This is a genomic window from Mesorhizobium sp. M0145 (genome assembly GCF_040322355.1).
Lineage (GTDB): Bacteria > Pseudomonadota > Alphaproteobacteria > Rhizobiales > Rhizobiaceae > Mesorhizobium.
The window spans coordinates 82,725-99,104 of record NZ_JAMYTK010000005.1 but is presented as its reverse complement, the minus strand read 5'-3'; the positions used below and the strand labels follow the sequence as shown (position 1 = coordinate 99,104).

Annotated in this window: 11 protein-coding genes; 7 read left to right on the top strand and 4 right to left on the bottom strand. The window is 63.0% G+C overall.

What is annotated here, in order from left to right; genetic code table 11:
• Positions 1–203: 203 nt before the first annotated feature.
• The 4 genes from NKJ28_RS11095 to NKJ28_RS11080 all read left to right on the top strand — a co-directional run bounded on the left by NKJ28_RS11095 (position 204) and on the right by NKJ28_RS11080 (position 7,482).
• Positions 204–2,987: a valine--tRNA ligase gene (locus NKJ28_RS11095; protein ID WP_352568865.1), complete on the top strand. Its 2,784-nt coding sequence runs from the start codon at positions 204–206 to the stop codon at positions 2,985–2,987.
• 447 nt (positions 2,988–3,434) lie between these two features.
• On the top strand, positions 3,435–4,655 hold the full coding sequence (locus NKJ28_RS11090; protein WP_352568864.1) for an outer membrane protein transport protein: 1,221 nt from the start codon (positions 3,435–3,437) through the stop codon (positions 4,653–4,655).
• A gap of 279 nt (positions 4,656–4,934) precedes the next feature.
• A complete protein-coding gene (ilvD, locus tag NKJ28_RS11085) occupies positions 4,935–6,659 on the top strand; it encodes a dihydroxy-acid dehydratase (RefSeq protein WP_352577585.1) in 1,725 nt (574 codons plus the stop codon).
• Positions 6,646–7,482, top strand: coding sequence for a tetratricopeptide repeat protein (locus NKJ28_RS11080; protein ID WP_023678939.1), 837 nt, complete (start codon positions 6,646–6,648; stop codon positions 7,480–7,482). Before ilvD ends, NKJ28_RS11080 begins: the two co-directional genes overlap by 14 nt.
• 23 nt (positions 7,483–7,505) lie before the next feature.
• Here NKJ28_RS11080 and NKJ28_RS11075 read toward each other — a convergent pair whose 3' ends face one another.
• The 4 genes from NKJ28_RS11075 to erpA all read right to left on the bottom strand — a co-directional run bounded on the left by NKJ28_RS11075 (position 7,506) and on the right by erpA (position 9,464).
• Positions 7,506–7,823, bottom strand: coding sequence for a hypothetical protein (locus tag NKJ28_RS11075; RefSeq protein ID WP_352635511.1), 318 nt, complete (start codon positions 7,821–7,823; stop codon positions 7,506–7,508).
• Between the two features lie 76 nt (positions 7,824–7,899).
• A complete protein-coding gene (gene xth / locus NKJ28_RS11070; RefSeq protein ID WP_352635509.1) occupies positions 7,900–8,694 on the bottom strand; it encodes an exodeoxyribonuclease III in 795 nt (264 codons plus the stop codon).
• Positions 8,695–8,724: 30 nt separating this feature from the next.
• The gene (locus tag NKJ28_RS11065) at positions 8,725–9,114 is read right to left on the bottom strand and encodes a VOC family protein (RefSeq protein ID WP_352635507.1); all 390 of its coding nucleotides are present in this window, start codon (positions 9,112–9,114) and stop codon (positions 8,725–8,727) included.
• Between the two features lie 2 nt (positions 9,115–9,116).
• On the bottom strand, positions 9,117–9,464 hold the full coding sequence (gene erpA, locus NKJ28_RS11060) for an iron-sulfur cluster insertion protein ErpA (protein WP_031212336.1): 348 nt from the start codon (positions 9,462–9,464) through the stop codon (positions 9,117–9,119).
• Between the two features lie 73 nt (positions 9,465–9,537).
• On the opposite strand from erpA, the gene NKJ28_RS11055 reads away from it, so the two are divergent.
• The 3 genes from NKJ28_RS11055 to NKJ28_RS11045 all read left to right on the top strand — a co-directional run bounded on the left by NKJ28_RS11055 (position 9,538) and on the right by NKJ28_RS11045 (position 16,322).
• Entirely contained in the window at positions 9,538–10,752 is a 1,215-nt protein-coding gene (locus tag NKJ28_RS11055; RefSeq protein WP_352635505.1) for a deoxyguanosinetriphosphate triphosphohydrolase, read from the top strand.
• Between the two features lie 61 nt (positions 10,753–10,813).
• The gene (gene argS, locus NKJ28_RS11050; protein ID WP_352635503.1) at positions 10,814–12,571 is read left to right on the top strand and encodes an arginine--tRNA ligase; all 1,758 of its coding nucleotides are present in this window, start codon (positions 10,814–10,816) and stop codon (positions 12,569–12,571) included.
• Between the two features lie 103 nt (positions 12,572–12,674).
• On the top strand, positions 12,675–16,322 hold the full coding sequence (locus NKJ28_RS11045; protein ID WP_352635501.1) for an SPOR domain-containing protein: 3,648 nt from the start codon (positions 12,675–12,677) through the stop codon (positions 16,320–16,322).
• The last annotated feature ends 58 nt before the right edge of the window (positions 16,323–16,380 follow it).

Below are 16,380 nucleotides of genomic sequence, written 5' to 3'. Positions count from 1 at the left end.
GTCACTATACGGGGAGAAATGCCCGGCAGGGCAATGAGGGGCAGCGCAAACCTGAAGCGATTGCCTCGCAACATTCAGTCCCGCGAGTTGCACCGAACCATCCCGGCGCTATCTATTGGCCATGCCGCCCTTGCGGTTGACTTGGCAACAACCTTCCGATTTACACCGGACCACAAATTCCGGACAGCGCGGACCGTTTTCCCATGCTCGAAAAGACCTACGACGCCAAAGCCGTCGAGCCGAAGATTGCCAGGATCTGGGAAGAGGCCGACGCCTTTCGGGCCGGCGCCGGGGCCGAGGAGGGGGCTGAAGCCTTCACCATCGTCATCCCGCCGCCGAATGTCACCGGCTCGCTGCATATGGGTCATGCGCTCAACAACACGCTGCAGGACATTCTGGTGCGCTTCGAGCGAATGCGCGGCAAGAATGTTCTTTGGCAACCAGGCATGGACCATGCCGGCATCGCCACGCAGATGGTGGTAGAGCGCCAGCTTATGGAAAAGCAGATCCACCGCCGCGACCTGACGCGCGATGAGTTCATCGACAAGGTGTGGGAGTGGAAGGCCGAGTCCGGCGGCGCCATCCTCAACCAGCTGAAGCGGCTCGGGGCCTCGGCCGACTGGAGCCGGGAGCGCTTCACCATGGACGAGGGCCTGTCCAAGGCCGTGCTCGAAGTGTTCGTGACGCTCTACAAGGAAGGGCTGATCTACAAGGACAAGCGCCTTGTGAACTGGGACCCGAAGCTGTTGACCGCCATCTCGGATCTCGAGGTCGAACAGCAGGAAGTCAACGGCAACCTCTGGCACTTCCGCTATCCGGTCGAAGGCATGACCTTCGATCCGGAAAATCCGAAGACCTTCATCACCGTTGCGACGACCCGGCCGGAGACGATGCTGGGCGATACGGCTGTCGCAGTCCACCCCGACGACGAGCGTTTCCGGCATCTTGTCGGCAAGAACCTCATCCTGCCGATCGTCGGCCGCAGGATCCCGGTGGTGGCGGACGAGTATTCCGATCCCGAAAAAGGCAGCGGTGCGGTCAAGATCACGCCGGCGCATGACTTCAACGATTTCGAGGTCGGCAAGCGCCACCGGCTGCCGGCGGTCAACATCCTCACCGTCAATGCGGCGGTGAGCCTCAAGGACAATGAGGACTTTCTCGCCGGACTGGACGTGACGCCGGAGCGCCAGGCCGTATGGGACGGCCTCGACGGCCTGGACCGTTTCGACGCGCGCAAGAAGATCGTCGAGCTGATGCAGGCGGGCGGCTTTCTCGAGAAGGTCGAGCCGCATCGCCACACCGTGCCGCACGGCGACCGCGGCGGCGTGCCGATCGAGCCGTTTCTGACCGACCAGTGGTATGTCAATGCGGCGGAACTGGCCAAGCCGGCGATCGCCTCGGTGCGCGAGAGCCGTACCAATTTCGTGCCCAAAAACTGGGAAAAGACCTATTTCGACTGGATGGAAAACATCCAGCCCTGGTGCATTTCGCGCCAGCTCTGGTGGGGTCACCAGATCCCTGCCTGGTACGGGCCGGACGGGCATGTCTTTGTCGAAAAGACCGAGGAAGAGGCGCTCGGTGCCGCCGTCGAATATTATCTGGCGCTGGAAGGGCCGTGGAAGGCCTGGGTCGAGGACAAGCTTGAGAATTTCCAGCCTGGCGAGATCCTGACCCGCGACGAGGACGTGCTCGATACATGGTTCTCGTCGGCGCTGTGGCCGTTCTCGACGCTTGGCTGGCCGGACCAGACGCCGGAGCTGAAGACCTATTACCCGACCGACGTGCTGGTGACCGGTTTCGACATCATCTTCTTCTGGGTCGCCCGCATGATGATGATGGGCCTCCATTTCATGGATCAGGAGCCGTTTCATACCGTCTATGTCCATGCGCTGGTTCGCGACAAGAACGGGCAGAAGATGTCGAAGTCGAAAGGCAACGTCATCGATCCGCTCGAGCTCATCGACGAATACGGCGCCGATGCGCTGCGCTTCACCTTGACTGTGATGGCAGCGCAAGGGCGCGACGTTAAGCTCGATCCGGCCCGCATTGCCGGTTATCGCAATTTCGGCACCAAGCTGTGGAACGCGACGCGCTTCGCCGAGATGAACGAAGTGGCGCGCGACGACGATTTCTGGCTGCAGGACGCCAAGCTGGCGGTCAACCGCTGGATCTTGACGGAGCTGACGCGAGCCGCGCGGGACATAACGGACGGTATCACCTCATACCGCTTCAACGAGGCGGCGGGTGCCGCCTACCGGTTCGTCTGGAACCAGTTCTGCGACTGGTACCTGGAACTGCTGAAGCCGGTGTTCATGGGCACCGACGAGGCCGCCAAGGCCGAGAGCAGGGCATGCGTCGCCTTCGTACTCGACGAGATCTACAAGCTGCTGCATCCGATGATGCCGTTCATGACCGAGGAACTGTGGGCCGAAACCGCCGGTGAGGGCAGGCAACGGCAATCGCTGCTTTGTCATGCGGCATGGCCGTCGCCCGACTTCGAGGACGAGGCGGCCGCCGCCGATATCAACTGGCTGGTCGACCTTGTCTCCGGCATCCGCTCGGTGCGTTCGGAGATGAACGTGCCGCCGGCGGCTATCGCACCGCTCGTGGTGATCGGCGCCAACGACGCGACACACGAAAGGCTCGAGCGTCAGGGCTCGGCTATCAAGCGTCTGGCGCGGGTCGGCGACATCTCGCTCGCCGAGGCGCCACCAAGGGGATCCGCCCAGATCGTGGTCAACGAGGCGACGATCTGCCTGCCGCTCGGCAGCCTGATCGACCTTGCCGCCGAGGCAGCGCGCCTGCACAAGGAGCTTGCCAAGGTGACCGAGGAAATAGCGCGGCTCTACAAGAAGCTGTCCAACGAGAAATTCGTCGCCAACGCGCCGGAAGAGGTGGTGGAGGCCGAGCGTGAAAAACTCGCCGAATATCGCGAGGCGCAAGAGAAGCTTTCGGTGGCATTGGCGCGGGTGCGTGATGCCGGTTGATCGAACAGATTGGGCCGGTTGATCGAACAGATTGGGCCGGTTGATCGAACAGATTGGGCCGGCTGATCAAACAAATTGGGCCGGCTGGCCGCAATAGATTCGCCGGTCACGAATCTGCCTTCCAGACAGGCCGCCTGCCACGAAAACGGGCATTCCGCAGCGTAAATCTTGAGGCAAACTGAATGTTTTTGCCCCATTGTTGCCGTAATGTAACAATGGCTGACTGGGCACGCAAAATGCCCTGTTTTATAGTGATTTAGGGGTTTTTCCCGAGTTTTCTCGTCGATCTGTATTGTGGCGGCCATTTTCCCGCCTCGGTAAGAAGGCCGACACCTTGTCGGAAATGCGTTCAGCCAAGCTGTACATGTACGCACGGCGAATTCGTTGTTGCGCCGTTAACCTGAATTGGTTCTAGCTTGATGCAAGGACATTTCGGGGAGGAGATTCATGTGTTATTCGCGTCTGAAAGTGCTGCTGGGCGCGGGGGCTTTTTCGCTGGCTTTGGCTGGGGCGGTGCAAGCCGGGGGCTTTGACCGGGGCGGCGTCAATATCGACCAGCTGTTCGACGCGGCGCCATATTCGTTCGACGCAGGCGTCACCTATGTTTCGCCACAGCGCAAACTCAAGAATGTGCAGCGTCTCGATGGCTCGGGTTTGTCGACATCGGCGGTGGACGTTGGTGGCGATTATGCGGTGCCGCATGTCGGCATCAAGGCCAACATCTTTGAGCCCGTAGACTGTCTTGCCACCTATACGAGACCGTATGGTGCGGACGCGAATTTCGGCATGAACAACGCCTATTCGCCGACAGCGGTCAAATACGCCGTCGACACAGACGATTTCGGTCTCACCTGCTCCTATAAGGTGAACGTCGGCAAGGGCGCCATACGATTCATCGGCGGTGTCTCCTACCAGCAGGTAGACGCGTTTCTTTCCCGTCAGACACTGCTCGCCTTCGGCAATACCGGCCTCGGCGTCTTCAAGCTATCCGACGAGGCATGGGGTTGGCGTGCGGGCGCAGCCTATGAGATCCCCGAGATCGCCCTGCGCGCCACCCTGATGTACTCTTCGAGCTACAAATATGACGGGCTGTCGGGAACCGTCGACACGACCGGCTTCAGGGGCGCCTTTCCAGCGGATCTGATTCCCGGCTCTACCGGCGTGTACCCAGTCTCGGCGTCGGCTGAGATACCTCAGGCTCTGGAATTCAAGCTGCAGAGCGGTATAGCTCCTGGCTGGCTGGCCTTTGGTTCCATCCGCTGGCAGGAGTGGAGCAAGCTTGGCGTCATTGCCATCAATGGCGTGCGCAGTCCGGTAACCGGTTTGCCCTCGCCCGTTTCATTCGACCTGCTTTATCGCGACGGCTGGACGGTCACGGGCGGTATCGGGCACAAGTTCACCGATCAATTGTCGGGCGTGGTTTCGCTGACCTGGGATCGCGGCACCTCGACGACCTCCGGCTATCAGTCGGATACCTGGGCCGTTGCCAGCGGCGTCTCCTATTCGCCGAACGACCAGATCGAGGTCAGGCTCGGCGGCTCGATCGGTGTGCTGACGAGCGGGTCATCGACTTTCAGCGGTGTCGGCGACGTGGCAAATGCCGTTACCTATACCTACGGCAACGACCTGCTTCTCGCTGGTTCGGCTTCCGTCAAGATCAAGTTCTAACTATTAAATTTTAAACGACAAAACGGCCGGGCGTTGCCCGGCCGTTTTGTTCGGTGCGTCATCCGGCATTCGGCCAATGCAACAAATTGCCCCCATGATGTTCGCTCCGATAATTGTGACGTTTTGGCAACAGTTTCTGAACAACCCTCGCGCCACCCGGCCGCCCGGGAACATTGCCTATTTCCCGCCATAAACCCGGCGCACCTCGAACTTGTCTCGGGACATGCGCCAAAAGGCTAGGCGAAGAGGCAGGCCGCACTGCCCGCGGCAAGGACGAGTATGGACGCCAGAGCGATCTCCAAGGCCAAGCTGCCGAGCCGCCACGTGACCGTTGGTCCCGAGCGGGCGCCGCATCGCTCCTACCTCTATGCGATGGGGCTGTCGGCGGCCGAGATCGCGCAGCCTCTGGTCGGTGTCGCCAGCTGCTGGAACGAGGCCGCGCCCTGCAACATCTCGCTGATGCGCCAGGCACAAGTGGTCAAGAAGGGCGTGGCGGCCGCCAACGGCACGCCACGCGAATTCTGCACCATCACCGTCACCGACGGCATCGCCATGGGTCATCAGGGCATGAAGTCGTCGCTGGTGTCGCGCGAGGTCATCGCCGACTCGGTCGAGCTCACCATGCGCGGCCATTGCTACGATGCGCTGGTTGGATTGGCCGGTTGCGACAAGTCGCTGCCCGGCATGATGATGGCCATGGTGCGCCTCAACGTACCGTCGATCTTCATCTATGGCGGCTCGATCCTGCCCGGCAGCTACCGTGGCCGGCAGATCACCGTGCAGGACGTGTTCGAGGCGGTCGGCCAGCATTCGGTCGGCACGATCGGCGACGCCGAGCTGCTCGAGATCGAGCAAGCCGCCTGTCCGTCGGCCGGCTCCTGCGGCGCCCAGTTCACCGCCAATACCATGGCCACCGTCGCTGAGGCGATCGGCCTGGCGCTGCCCTATTCCTGCGGCGCGCCGGCACCCTACGAGATGCGCGACCGCTTCAATTTCGCTTCCGGCGAAAAGATCATGGAGCTGATCGCAAGGAACATCCGCCCGCGCGACATCGTTACTATAGAAGCGTTGGAAAATGCCGCGACTGTGGTCTCGGCCACCGGCGGCTCGACCAACGCGGCGCTGCATCTGCCGGCGATCGCGCACGAGGCCGGGATAAAGTTCGATCTTTTCGACGTGGCCAAGATATTCGAGAAAACACCCTACATCGCCGACCTCAAGCCGGGCGGCAAATACGTCGCCAAGGACATGTTCGAGGCCGGCGGCATTCCGCTCTTGATGAAGACGCTGCTCGACCATGGCTATCTTCATGGCGATTGCCTGACGGTGACCGGCCGCACTTTGGCCGAAAATATGGAACATGTTTCCTGGAATGACAGCCAGGATGTGGTCCGTCCCGCCAATAGGCCGATTACCCAGACCGGCGGGGTCGTGGGCTTGAAGGGTAACCTTGCCCCCGAAGGCGCGATCGTGAAGGTCGCAGGCATGGCGGAACTCAAATTCTCGGGTCCGGCACGCTGCTTCGATTCGGAAGAGGAATGTTTCGAGGCTGTTACGCACCGTAACTATAGCGAAGGCGAGGTTCTCGTCATCCGTTACGAGGGTCCGCGCGGCGGCCCGGGCATGCGCGAAATGCTGTCGACGACGGCGGCTCTCTACGGCCAGGGCATGGGCGGCAAGGTGGCGCTCATCACCGACGGGCGTTTTTCGGGCGCGACGCGCGGTTTCTGCATCGGCCATGTCGGGCCGGAAGCGGCAGTGGGTGGCCCGATCGGGCTGCTTAGGGATGGCGACTTGATCTCGATCGATGCGGTGAACGGCACGATCGAGGTTGCATTGTCTAAAGCCGAATTGGCTGCGAGGGCAAAGGCATGGAAGGCGCGCACGACCGACTATCAGTCGGGCGCGATCTGGAAATACGCACAGACGGTCGGATCTGCCCGCGACGGCGCGGTCACCCATCCCGGCGGTGCCAAAGAAACACACTGCTATGCGGACATCTGAGTTGTTGAGGTCGTCTGTCCTTTCGGCACTGGTTGCGCTCGCCACGTTTGGCGCGACCTTGGGCGCCGTCGGCCAGGCCATGGCCTTCGACGACAAGGTGTTCGACGACAAGACCGGCGTGAAGCCGCAGTCGAGCCCGTGGGCGGTGTTCCAGTTTGGCTTTTCCGCCTACAAGAACGGCCATAAGGAGCAGGCCGCGGAAGCCTATAAATATGCCGCCGAGAACGGCCAGATCGGCGCCACCTGGAAGCTTGCGCGCATGTATGCCGAAGGCGATGGCGTGGCGCGAGACGACTACGCGGCATTCAAGTTCTTCTCAGAGATCGTCGACCAGGATGTCGAGCCCGGTTCGCCCGAGGAAAGCTATGTTTCGGACGCGCTGGTGGCGCTTGGCGACTATCTGAGGAAGGGCATTCCCGGCAGCCCCGTCGAGGAGAACGAGGTGGCGGCCCAGGAATATTACATGCGCGCCGCCGCCAACTACCGCAACCCGAACGCCCAGTTCGAGATGGGCCAGATGTTCCTCAAGGGTGAGGGCGGCGTCAAGGCCAGCGTCAAGCAGGCCGGACGCTGGTTCCAGCTGGCGGCCGAAAAGGGCCATGCGGGCGCGCAGGCGACGCTCGGCAACCTGCTTTTCCAAAGCGGCAAGATCGTGCGGGGGCTGGCGATGATGACCGCGGCGCTCGAACGGGCCTCACCCGCCGACCAGCCATGGATCCGCGGCATGCAGGAAGAAGCGTTTGCGGCCGCCGGCGAAGCCGACCGCCGCACCGCGATCTCGCTGGCCGACGACATCCTCACCAAGGGTGGCGGCGACCAATAGGTCGGCAGAATTTCCGTTTTAGATCAATTGTCGGTCGGTTCCGCCGGCATGCCGCTGGGCGCCGGTGTTGAGATCGGCGTGCCCTGCAGATGTGGGGCCAGCGTGTTCTCCGGGCAGCCATCCCGCTGCTTGGTCCAGGACGTGTTGTTGAGCACCATCTCGCAACGGGCGAGGTAGCTTTGGCCGGCAAGCGTCAGGCAGGCGACCCGGCCGATCTGGAATGATTTGCCGTTAGCCAGGCACTCTGCATCGGCAAAAGCCGGCGTCGCCACCGCCATCGCAAGCGCGCAGCCGATCGGGCAGAGTGCAAATCGAGTAGTCATGGAAACCCCAGCCACCATGATGATTTCTCATCAAGCGCGCGATTTGTGGCGATAAGAGGTCAACTATCAATGTGCCGCCGGACAGCAGCTCCGGTCAGGCCGGCTGCAGCGCCAGATCGATCGCCACCGGCACGTGGTCGGAGGGCTTTTCCCAGGCGCGCACCTGTTTTTCGATCGAAGCCGAGGAAAACCAGTTGGCGGCTTCGGGCGACAGAAGCAGGTGGTCGATGCGGATGCCGTTGTTCTTCTGCCAGGCGCCGGCCTGATAGTCCCAGAACGTAAAAATGTCCGGGGCGTCGGTGACGGCACGCACGGCTTCGGTGAAGCCGAGATTCTTCAGCCGCCGGAACGCCTGCCGCGTCGCGGGCTGGAACAGCGCATCGCTTAGCCAGTTTTCCGGATACTTCGCGTCGATCGGCTCGGGAATGACATTGTAGTCGCCGGCCAGGACCAGCGGCTCTTCCAGAGCAAGCCGCTCCTCGGCCCAGCGCTCAAGTCGCGCCATCCAGGAAAGCTTGTAGGAGAACTTCTTCTCGTCGTCGATCGGGTTGCCGTTCGGCAGATAGATCGAGGCAACGCGCAAGGCGCCCTTGTCGGTCGAGAACACGCCCTCGATGAAACGCGCCTGCTCGTCGGCATCGTCGCCCGGCAAGCCGCGATTGACCTCGTCGAAACGCAGCTTCGACAGGATGGCGACGCCGTTGAAGCCTTTTTGGCCGTAAGTCTCGACATTGTAGCCGAGCGCCTCGATCTCGGTGCGAGGAAACTGCTCGTCGACCGTCTTGATCTCCTGCAGGCAGGCGATGTCGGGCGCGCTTTCCGTCAGCCAATGGGTCAAATTGCCGATGCGGGCGCGAACGCCGTTGATGTTCCAGGTGACGATTTTCATGACGGCCTCGATAGGCTGGTGGTCCGGAGACTAGCGATCCGGTGGATGACGTTCGACAAGGCCGATCGTATTGCCTGCCGGGTCCTTTAGGAAGGCCATCCATTCGCTTTCCCCCGCCTGGCCGAACAGGCCTTCGGTGTCGCGATCGACGAGCGCCGGCGGCGCGGTGAAGGGAACGCCGGCGGCCTTGGCCGAAGCGTGGAACTCTTCGAGGCCCGAGATGTCGAGATAGACGGTGCCGGCGGGCAGGCCGTCGGTGAAAAGCAGGCGCACGTCACCGGCCATGATAAAGGCGATGCCCGGCGGATCGAAACGCGCATGCAGGTTCATGCCGAGCACCTCGCGCCAGAACGCCAGCGTCGCATCAAGGTCGCGCCCGGCGGAAAGCGCGACCTGACGGACCGCGCCGATGTCGGGCATTTCTAGATCGAGAAGCTGGTGCCGCAGCCGCAGGAGGCGACCGCATTGGGGTTTCTGATCTGGAACGACTGGCCCATCAGATCGTCGACGAAATCGATCACCGAGCCGCCCATATAGACCAGTGACAGGTCGTCGATCAGCACGGTGGCGCCGTCCTTTTCGATGGCGACGTCGTCGTCATTGCGCCTGTCGACCAGATCGAACTTGTAGGAGAAGCCGGAACAGCCGCCGCCCTCGACCGAAACGCGCACGGCCGTCTTACCGGCTTCGCTCGCTACAATCTTGGCGATCCGCCTGGCGGCGGCGTCGGTCATCTCGACTTTCATGGCGGTCTTGGCATCAGCGCCCATGGGCGTCACCTTGCATTCGGTTTCGTATGATAGGTATGAAGCGCGACGGGGCAAGTCAACTGTGGCATACGCTATGACCAACGAGTTGGGCGACATCGGATTCGGCTATCGGCCGCGCGCGGCCTATGCCAGCGACCCGGCGAAGTCGCGCGGGCGGCTGTTCGACGAGGTGGAAAGCCCGACGCGCACGCCGTTCCAGCGCGACCGCGACCGCATCATCCATTCGACGGCGTTCCGCCGGCTGAAGCACAAGACGCAAGTGTTCGTCGCACATGAAGGCGACCATTACCGCACGAGGCTGACGCATTCGATCGAGGTCGCGCAAATCGCACGCGCTCTGGCGCGGGCGCTGCGCGGCGACGAGGACCTGGCCGAGGCGGTGGCCCTGGTGCACGACTTCGGCCACACGCCCTTCGGCCATACCGGCGAGGACGCGCTGAACGAGAAGATGGCCGCCTGGGGCGGCTTCGACCACAATGCGCAGTCGCTGCGTGTGGTGACGCGGCTGGAGCGGCGCTATGCCGAGTTCGATGGGCTGAACCTCACCTGGGAAACGCTGGAGGGGCTGGTCAAGCACAATGGCCCGCTGACCGATGCCAAGGGGAAAGGGCTGAAGGGACCGGTGCCGCAGGCTATCCGCGACTATTCCGAACTGCACGACCTCGAGCTCGACCGCTTCGCTGGTATCGAGGCGCAGTGTGCGGCGATTGCCGACGACATCGCCTACAACACCCACGACATCGATGACGGCTTGAGGGCAGGGCTGTTGACGCTGGATATGCTGGAGGGCGTCTCGCTGCCGGGATCGATCCTCAAGGGCGTGCGTCAGCGCTATCCGGCGCTCGATGACGTACGCACCGGCCACGAGCTGATGCGCCGGCAGATCACCATCATGGTCGAGGACGTGATCGTCTCGACGACGGCCAATCTGGCGCGCATCCAGCCCGACAGCGCCGAAGCGGTAAGGGCGGCCGGCGAGCCGATGGTGAGCTTCTCCGCCGAGACGGCCGTATTGGAAAAGGAGCTGAAGGCCTTTCTCTACAAGCACCTCTACCGGCATGCGGAGGTCATGCGGGTGCGCGCCGATGCCGACCAGATCGTCAGGGACCTGTTCGACGTCTATTTCGCCGATCCGCGCGCTATGCCGGATGGCTGGCGCGAAGGGCTCGACCGGGCAGAGGACCGCGCCAAGGCGCGCAGTGTTGCCGATTTCCTGGCCGGCATGACGGACACTTATGCACTCAAGGAACACAGGCGTTTGTTTGACCATACGCCGGATTTGAGCTAGGGCGGGCGCGATTTTGCCGGCCAACGAGCCGGATTCCTGCAAAACCGTCAGAGCCACAGCAATGAACATCTTCGCCGATTTCAACGCGCGAATCATAAAGGCCGTCGAAGCGCTTGATTTGAAAGACAAGGATGGCGTGTCGCCGGACCTGTCGCGCATCGCCGTCGAGCCGCCGCGCGATGCCAGCCATGGCGATCTCGCGACCAACGCAGCCATGGTGTTGGCCAAGCCGACCGGCCAGAACCCGCGCGCGCTGGCCGAAAGGCTGGCCGAGGCGCTGCGCGCCGACGAGGATATCGCGGCCGCCGAGATCGCCGGCCCGGGCTTCGTCAATCTCAGGCTCAAGGACGGCTTCTGGCAGGCGCATCTGACGGCGATGCTCGGCGAAGGCCGCAACTATGGCCGCTCGACTATCGGCGGCGGCAAGAAAACCAATGTCGAATATGTCTCGGCCAACCCGACCGGCCCGATGCATGTCGGCCATTGCCGGGGTGCTGTAGTCGGCGACGCGCTGGCCAATCTGATGGCCTTCGCCGGTTACGACGTGACCAAGGAATACGTCATCAACGATGCCGGTTCGCAGATCGACGTGCTCGGACGCTCGGTCATGCTGCGCTACCGCGGAGCGCTCGGCGATGAGATCGGCGACATTCCGGCCGGGCTTTATCCAGGCGACTATCTGATCCCCGTTGGTCAGGCGCTGGCCAGCGAATTCGGCCGCTCCCTGCTGCAGATGCCGGACGAAGAGGCGCTTGCCATCGTCAAGGACAGAACGATCGATGCGATGATGGCGATGATCCGCGAGGATCTGGCGCTGCTCAACGTGCATCACGACGTCTTTTTCTCAGAGCGCACATTGCATGCCAACAATGCCAAGAAGATTCGCTCGGCGATCAACGACCTGACGCTGAAGGGCCACATCTACAAGGGCAAGCTGCCGCCGCCCAAGGGCGAGAAGCCGGACGACTGGGAGGATCGCGAGCAGACGCTGTTCCGCTCGACCGCGGTCGGCGACGACATGGACCGGGCGCTGGTCAAGTCGGACGGCACCTTCACCTATTTCGCCGCCGATGTCGCCTACCTCAAGGACAAGGTCGATCGCGGCTTCGTCGACCTGATCTATGTGCTTGGCGCCGATCATGGCGGCTACGTGAAACGGCTGGAAGCGCTTGCCCGGGCGATTGCCGGCGACGAGGTCAAGCTTACCGTGCTGCTTTGCCAGTTGGTGAGGCTGTTTCGCGCCGGCGAGCCGGTACGTATGTCGAAGCGGTCGGGCGAGTTCGTGACCTTGCGCGAAGTGGTGGAGGAGGTCGGCCGCGACCCGATCCGCTTCATGATGCTCTACCGCAAGAACGACGCGCCGCTCGACTTCGACTTCGCCAAGGTGACCGAGCAGTCGAAGGACAATCCGGTGTTCTATGTGCAGTATGCCTCGGCGCGCTGCCATTCGGTATTCCGGCAGGCGAGCGAGCAATTGGGCGAGGCCATGTTCGACCGCAACCAGCTGGCCGCCGAAGTGGCTTTGCTGACCGATGAGGGGGAGATCGGCCTGATCAGGAAGCTCGCCGAATATCCTCGGCTGATCGAAGCCGCGGCGCTCGCGCTCGAGCCCCACCGGCTGGCATTTTACCTCTACGAACTCGCTTCCAGCTTCCACGGACACTGGAACCGGGGCACCGATAATCCCGACTTACGTTTTGTTAAGGTTAACGACCGACAATTGACGCATGCCAGACTAGGGCTGGTGCAGGCTGTTTCGGACGTTTTGACGTCCGGCCTGACGCTGATCGGAGCCAATGCGCCCACCGAAATGCGTTAGGTTTGAGTAAAAAACCTGTCACCTTTTGCCCACATTGCGCTGGTAAGGGCCAACCCTACGCGACGTCCATGGCGTCCGAATGAGTGCGAGTTCGGGAACAATAATGGCAGACAGAACCCAGCTGAGAGCAGCCGACCACAACGACATCGCCAACGATGATCCGTTCGCGGAACTGACCAGGATCATGGGGTTCGACCCGCGCCAGCCGGTCAAACCGCAAACGCCGGCCCAGCCGAAAACCGCTGCCGCCGAACCGTCGGTGGACGAGGCCGATTTCGACATCGATCTCGAGAAGGAGTTGATGGGCGAGTTCGGCGCCGATGCCAATGACAATGCTTCCCCTGCCGAGCTTCGCGAGCCGACACCCGAACCGGCCGCCGCCGACGAAATGGAGGACGCGCTTGCTGCCTCGTTCGAACAGGATTTCGCGTTCGACGACAGTGCGGCGGACGATGCTGCTCCCGTTGCGGCCGCTCCTGTTGCCGCCGACGAAATTGCCTCCGCCCCCGAAAGGGCGTTCGCTCCCGCCGTCGAGCCGGAGTTCGACGACGAGTTCGATAACGCCGTCGCCGGCTCGCTCGAAGACGTGTCGCCGTTCGAGGACGACCTTTCGAGTGACGACGAACTTGCCGCCTCTGTCGACCAGGATTTTCGGCACGACGACGATGTGACGGCCAAGATCGCGGTGACCGGCGAGGATGATCCCAGGGCCGCAGCCGAGGCGATCGAGCCGGTCGACGAGCCCGCCTTCGACCCCGCCTTGGACGATGAGTTCGACAACGCCGTGGCAAGTTCGCTCGAAGACGAGCTGATGCTCGAAGAGCATGAGCCGATGGAGCAGGCGGCTGCCGTTGAAACCGCCGCGCAAGCGGCCGCGCCTGCGTTCGATGACGAGTTCGACGATGCCGTTGCAAGCTCGCTCGAAGGCGAGCTGATGTTCGACCAGCAGGAGCCGGCGGAAAACGTCTCCGCTCCGGCATCGCCGGTTGAAGCGGTTTCGGCCGATGAGGATCTTGCCGGCCATTTCGATGATGCCATGGCCGATGTCGACATGGACTTCGACGTCCGTCCGAACGAGCCTGCCGACATCGAAGAACCAGAGTTTATCGAAGAGCTGTCGATCGAAGAGCCAGAGGCCGCCCGGCTTTCCGGCACGGCCGCTGAAGCGGCGTTCGACGACGATTTCGATCTGAGCTTCGACGATGCGCCTGCCGAGGACGCCGAAGAGCCCGTGGCGCAGGTTGCGGCCGAACCGGCGCCGCCGGCCGCTGTCGTCGCGACGGCTCCAGTGGCCGAGGAACGCAGCCTGGAAGACGAACTGAACGCGCTGCTGGGTGCGATGAGCACACGGCCGGCACAAGCGGTCAACGAACCTCAGACAAGCCAGCAGTCTGCCCAGCAGCCTGCCCAGAAACCCGTGATGGCTGCTCAGCAGCCCGTCGCGCCGGTAGTTCAGAAGCCAGCCGTGGCTGCTGAACAGCCCGTGGCGGCGGCTGAGGACGTCGCCAACGAACCGGTGCATGCTGTCGACGAGCTGGATTGGGAACTCGACGAGCACGAGCCCGCCGAGCCGCAGCAGTCCAGTGCCGCCGATGACGCCGATCTTGGCAGTGTCCTCCTCGATGAGCTTGAAGGCGAGGATTTCGGTGTCGAAGCCGCTGCCGGACGCGCGGATGATCTCGACAGCGATGCGCTCGATGCCGACTTCGCCAGGAATATCGGCCTGGATCACGACTCGGCCGACAAGAGTGCGGCAGCTGCTGCCGAGGAAGACCCGCTCGATGCGCTGAACTGGCTGACAACACGCGCCACACCGCCCGAGCCGGCCCGCTCGTGGAGCCGCGTGACACCGGTCGCACAGCCTCAGCCCGCTTTTGCAAGCCAGCCGGTGGCTTCGGCGCGTCCGGCACCACCGCCGCAGCCGGCCGCAACGCCGTCCTATCGGGCCGCACCGGTCGAAGAGAGGCCGTCCTATGAAGATCGGCCCGCCTACACGGAAGCTGCACCAACCTCGCATCAACAGCCTTCCGCCTATGACGAGATGCCCGATGTCGAGACGGTCGACGTGCCCGAGCGCGTGGTGGCGCTGGCGGACGATCTCGACATTCCGGAGCTCAACTTCGACGATGACGAGCCGGTGGCGCCCGCCTACGACGATCTCGATGCCGATTTTGCCAGCCTTCTCACCGAAATGAATGCAACTGACATCGCGCCTGCCCCGGTGCGCAGTGCTGGCTATGACGATGAATACGATGCCGGCTTCGCGTCTGGCTACAAGCAAGATCGTAGCGAGACGCGCGCCTATGGCGCCAAGCCTGCGGAAGCCCCCGTCAGCGCGGCGGCCGCTTCCTATGCCGATGCAGCGGACGGTTTCGATCTGGGCCCATTGCCCGGTGGCCAGCCGGTTTCGCAGGCCGACGATTTCACCTTCGATGAGCTCGACTACGATCCCGAACTGGACGAGGAGATGTCGGTTCCGGGCCTTGCCGAACGCGGGGCCGAAAGGCAGCCGCGCAGGCGCGGGCTGCTGATAGGAGCGGTGGTCGGCGCCGTGGCGATCGCCGGAGGCCTTGGCGCCTTTGCGTTGACCCTCGGCGGCAAGAGCGGCGGCGATGCGCCGGTTATCGTCAAGGCCGACAACAGGCCGATCAAGATCAAGCCGGAAAATCCAGGCGGCACCGTCGTGCCGAACCAGGACAACAAGGTTTATGACGCTGTGGTCAAGGGCGCCAAGCCCGCCGAGCCGGTTCAGCAGAAGCTGGTCACCAACACCGAAGAGCCCGTGGACCTGAAAGCCAACGAACCGGAGAGCCGCGTCGTCGATCTTTCGCCCAATGACCCCGATGCCGCGGACGATATCGACGCGCCCGGCACCGAGGCGTCTGATAGCAATGCGTCTGGCACCAACGCGCGTGACACCAGCGCGCCTGACACCAATGCGCTTGGCGCCAATGCGGCTGGCGCTACCGAAACCGTCGCCGCACCGGCACCCAAGTCCGAGGATCGCATCGCGCAGGTTCTGCAGGAGGCCGAGAAGGGTGCAACCCCCGAGATCGTCGCCGTTGCGCCGCGCAAGGTACGGACCATGGTCGTGAAACCTGACGGTTCGCTGGTGGCGCGCGAGGATCCGGCGCCTGCCGCCCCGCAGATGGCTGCTGCCGAGCCGGCCGATCCGGCGCCGCAGCACGTCGCTCCGTCGGCCCAGGCCGACGCCGCCGCGCAGACCGGCACCGTGCCCCTGATCGACCAAATCACAAGTGATCCGAAGATTGGCGACCAGCCGAGTGGCGACCAGGCGAGCGGCGATCAGGCCGAAACCTCCAAGCTGCAGCCGGCGCCCAAGCCCGACACAAAGGCTGAAGCTAAGCCGTCAGCCAGCAAGCAGTCCGCCAGCACCCCGGCCACGGTTCCGGTGGCGCCGCAGCGTCCGTCCGACCAACCGGTCGATGTGGTTGGCGAGGTCAAGCCCGATCAGGTTGCTTCCATCGATCCGGCCGCGGCCGGGGCTGGTTCGTGGTCGATACAGATCGCTTCGCAGCCGACAGTCGAAAGCGCCCAGGCGACTTACCAGGATCTGCAGCGCCGCTACGGCAGCGTGCTTTCCGGCCGCACCGCCAACATCGTCAAGGCCGAGATCGCCGGCAAGGGCACCTTCTACCGCGTCCGCGTTCCGGCGCAGTCTCGCAACGAGGCGATCAAACTGTGCACCAGCTACAAGGCTGCCGGCGGCAATTGCTTCGTGTCCCACTAGGCACCAAAACCTCTCGAAAAGTCGGCGTCCGCGCCGGCTTTTTTGCGTGAACGGAAAC